Here is a 4654-nt window from a genome sequence, read left to right on the forward strand (position 1 = left end):
TGCTACCTTCGAACACTTCGGCAGCCAGGCCCACGGACTCGTGCAGAGTCGGGTGCGCGTGGATGGTCAGCGCGATGTCTTCAGCGTCACAGCCCATTTCGATCGCCAGACCGATTTCACCCAGCAGCTCGCCGCCGTTGGTACCGACAATCGCACCACCGATCACACGGTGAGATTCTTTGTCGAAGATCAGTTTGGTCATACCGTCTGCGCAGTCGGAAGCGATAGCACGGCCAGAAGCAGCCCACGGGAAGGTGGCGGTTTCGTAGCTGATGCCTTTCTCTTTCGCTTCTTTCTCAGTCAGACCAACCCATGCAACTTCTGGTTCGGTATAGGCGATGGACGGGATAACTTTCGGATCGAAGTAGTGTTTCTTACCGGCGATAACTTCAGCGGCAACGTGACCTTCGTGAACACCTTTGTGCGCCAGCATCGGCTGACCGACGATATCGCCGATAGCAAAGATGTGCGGCACGTTGGTGCGCAGCTGTTTGTCAACGCGGATGAAGCCACGGTCGTCAACTTCCACGCCAGCTTTGCCCGCGTCGAGGTTTTTACCGTTCGGTACACGACCGATAGCCACCAGCACAGCATCGTAACGCTGAGCTTCGGCAGGGGCTTTTTTGCCTTCCATGGAAACGTAAATACCGTCTTCTTTCGCTTCAACGGCGGTCACTTTGGTTTCCAGCATCAGGTTGAATTTCTTGCTGATGCGTTTGGTGAAGACTTTAACGATGTCTTTGTCTGCAGCCGGGATAACCTGGTCGAACATTTCAACCACGTCAATCTCTGAACCCAGCGCGTGGTACACGGTACCCATTTCCAGACCGATGATACCGCCGCCCATAACCAGCAGGCGTTTTGGCACTTCTTTCAGTTCCAGTGCGTCTGTGGAGTCCCAAATGCGCGGATCTTCATGCGGAATGAACGGCAGCTGAATTGGACGAGAGCCCGCCGCGATGATCGCGTTGTCGAAGTTGATCACGGTTTTGCCGTTTTCGCCTTCCACTTCCAGGGTGTTCGCCCCGGTGAATTTACCCAGACCGTTAACCACTTTCACTTTACGGCCTTTGGCCATACCAGCCAGACCGCCGGTCAGTTGAGTGATGACTTTCTCTTTCCAGGTACGAATCTTGTCGATATCCGTTTTCGGCTCACCGAAGACGATACCGTGTTCAGCCAGCGCTTTGGCTTCTTCGATAACTTTTGCTACGTGCAGCAGCGCTTTAGAAGGGATACAGCCAACGTTCAGACAAACACCACCGAGGGTGCTGTAACGTTCTACGATTACGGTTTCCAGACCTAAATCAGCGCAACGGAAAGCAGCAGAGTAACCCGCCGGGCCCGCCCCAAGTACCACGACCTGAGTTTTAATTTCAGTACTCATCATGACCTCTATCATTTGTATCCGGCGGTCTGACGTTATAGTTATTACGCCCATCATCCACCGGGACGTTCTATCCGCGTGTATTTTACAAAATTGTTAACAATTTTTAAACAACAAACGGCAAACGATTTTGTCCTTTGTTGCTGATAACCCCTAACCACTCCGAGGTTACCAGAAAAAAGCCGGCCGTCAGGCCGGCTTTTTCATTACATCACCAGACGGCGAATGTCAGACAGCATGTTGTTGATGATGGTGATAAAGCGCGCACCATCCGCACCGTCGATAACGCGGTGGTCGAAGGAGAGCGAAATCGGCATCATCAGACGCGGCATAAACTCTTTACCGTTCCACACTGGCTCCATAGAGGACTTGGAGACACCGAGGATCGCCACTTCCGGCGCGTTCACAATCGGCGCGAAGTGGGTGGTCCCCAGGCCGCCGATGCTGGAGATGGTGAAGCAACCGCCCTGCATTTCGCCAGCAGTCAGCTTGCCATCACGCGCTTTCTTGGAGATGGTGGTCAGTTCGCGAGACAGCTCGGTAATGCTCTTCTTGTTCACGTCTTTGAAGACCGGAACAACCAGACCATTCGGGGTATCTACCGCAACGCCGATGTTGATGTATTTCTTCAGCGTCAGACGCTGACCATCTTCGGACAGAGAGCTGTTGAAGCGCGGCATCTGTTCCAGAGCGGCGGCAACGGCTTTCATGATGAAGACCACTGGGGTGAATTTCACGTCCAGTTTACGCTTCTCAGCTTCGGCGTTCTGCTGTTTACGGAACGCTTCCAGATCGGTGATATCGGTCTTATCGAAGTGGGTAACGTGCGGGATCATCACCCAGTTACGGCTCAGGTTAGCACCAGAGATTTTCTGGATACGGCCCAGTTCCACTTCTTCGATTTCACCAAACTTGCTGAAGTCCACTTTCGGCCAAGGCAGCATGCCCGGAATACCGCCGCCTGCTGCTGCAGCCGGAGCCGCTTCCGCACGCTTGATAGCGTCTTTCACGTAAGCCTGAACGTCTTCGCGCAGGATACGACCTTTACGGCCAGACCCTTTCACTTTCGCCAGGTTCACGCCGAATTCGCGCGCCAGGCGACGAATCAGCGGAGTAGCGTGGACGTAAGCGTCGTTCTCAGCAAACTCAGATTTACCTTCCGCTTTTGCGGCCGGAGCAGGCGCTGCTGCTTGTGCAGGCGCGGCGGCCGGAGCCGGAGCTGCTGCCTGAGCCGGCGCGGCAGCAGGTGCTGCGCCTTCCACTTCGAAGACCATAATCAGAGAACCGGTTTTGACTTTGTCGCCGGTGCTGATTTTGATCTCTTTCACGGTGCCCGCGAACGGTGCCGGAACTTCCATAGAGGCTTTGTCGCCTTCTACGGTAATCAGTGACTGCTCAGCGGCAATTTTATCGCCGACTTTAACCATCACTTCAGTGACTTCAACTTCGTCACCGCCGATATCCGGTACGTTAACTTCTTTGGAGCCCGAAGCTGCTGCCGGAGCCGCCGCTGCGGCAGGCGCTGCTGCCTGAGCCGGTGCAGCCGCTGGTGCCGCGCCCGCGACTTCGAAGACCATAATCAGAGAGCCGGTAGACACTTTGTCGCCGGTGTTCACTTTGATCTCTTTCACGGTACCCGCGAACGGTGCCGGGACTTCCATAGAGGCTTTATCGCCTTCTACGGTGATCAGCGATTGCTCTGCGGTCACAGTGTCGCCCACTTTCACCAGAATCTCGGTCACTTCAACTTCGTCACCGCCGATATCCGGAACGTGTACGTCTTTTGCTGCCGCTGCAGCAGGTGCTGCTGCCGGAGCCGCTTCTTTCTTCTCTTCTGCCTTGGCAGGTGCAGCAGTTGCTGCACCGTCGGCGGAATCGAAAATCATGATCAGTTTGCCGGTCTCAGTTTTGTCGCCAACAGAGACTTTGATCTCTTTAACGATACCAGCCTGAGGAGACGGAACTTCCATAGAGGCTTTGTCGCCTTCTACGGTGATCAGCGACTGTTCAGCTTCAACTTTGTCGCCTACTTTGACCAGGATCTCGGTGATTTCAACTTCATCAGCCCCGATGTCCGGTACATTGATTTCGATAGCCATTATTCTTTTACCTCTTACGCCAGACGCGGGTTAACTTTTTCTGCATCGATGTTGAATTTGGTAATTGCTTCCGCAACCACTTTCTTATCGATTTCGCCACGTTTAGCCAGTTCGCCCAGTGCCGCTACAACCACGTAGGAAGCATCAACTTCGAAGTGGTGACGCAGGTTTTCACGGCTATCAGAGCGGCCAAAGCCGTCGGTACCCAGTACGCGGTAATCATCAGCCGGTACATAAGTACGAACCTGCTCAGCAAACAGTTTCATATAGTCGGTAGAGGCAACAGCCGGTGCGTCGTTCATCACCTGAGCGATGTACGGAACGCGCGGCGTTTCCAGCGGGTGCAGCATGTTCCAGCGCTCACAATCCTGACCATCACGCGCCAGTTCAGTGAAGGAAGTCACAGAGTACACGTCAGAGCCCACACCGTAGTCTTTCGCCAGGATCTGCGCTGCTTCACGGACGTGACGCAGGATAGAACCGGAGCCCAGCAGCTGAACTTTACCTTTGCTACCTTCGATGGTTTCGAGTTTGTAGATACCTTTACGGATACCTTCCTCGGCACCTGCTGGCATTGCCGGCATGTGGTAGTTTTCGTTCAGCGTGGTGATGTAGTAGTAAACGTTCTCTTGTTTCTCACCGTACATACGCTCCAGACCATCGTGCATGATGACCGCAACTTCGTACGCGTAAGACGGATCGTAAGAGATACAGTTCGGGATAGTCAGAGACTGAATATGGCTGTGACCATCTTCGTGCTGCAGACCTTCGCCGTTCAGCGTCGTACGACCGGAAGTACCACCTACCAGGAAGCCGCGAGCCTGCTGGTCGCCTGCCTGCCAGCACAGGTCACCGATACGCTGGAACCCGAACATGGAGTAGTAGATGTAGAACGGAATCATCGGCAGGTTGTTGGTGCTGTAAGAGGTCGCAGCCGCCAGCCAGGATGCGCCAGCACCCAGTTCGTTGATACCTTCCTGCAGAATCTGGCCTTTCTCGTCTTCTTTGTAGTAGGCAACCTGCTCGCGGTCCTGCGGGGTGTACTGCTGACCGTTCGGGCTGTAGATACCAATCTGACGGAACAGACCTTCCATACCAAAGGTACGCGCTTCATCGGCGATGATCGGCACGAGGCGGTCTTTGATGGATTTGTTCTTCAGCATCACGT

Annotated in this window: 3 protein-coding genes; all 3 read right to left on the bottom strand. The window is 54.3% G+C overall.

All coding sequences use genetic code 11. From position 1 onward, the window contains the following. On the bottom strand, positions 1-1387 hold a 1387-nt coding region (gene lpdA, locus ACW14G_RS22230), incomplete at its 3' end, for a dihydrolipoyl dehydrogenase (RefSeq protein ID WP_455648819.1). A gap of 206 nt (positions 1388-1593) precedes the next feature. Further along, entirely contained in the window at positions 1594-3486 is a 1893-nt protein-coding gene (aceF, locus tag ACW14G_RS22235) for a pyruvate dehydrogenase complex dihydrolipoyllysine-residue acetyltransferase (RefSeq protein ID WP_249022312.1), read from the bottom strand. Between the two features lie 14 nt (positions 3487-3500). Further along, a partial coding sequence (locus ACW14G_RS22240) for a transketolase-like TK C-terminal-containing protein (protein WP_455648820.1) occupies positions 3501-4654 on the bottom strand: 1154 nt, incomplete at its 5' end.

The organism is Kluyvera sp. (genome assembly GCF_965301105.1).

What these genes read in the sequence shown, in the direction of transcription:
- aceF (WP_249022312.1), bottom strand. Translation starts at nt 3,486, where the DNA reads ATGGCTATCGAAATCAATGTACCGGACATCGGGGCTGATGAAGTTGAA.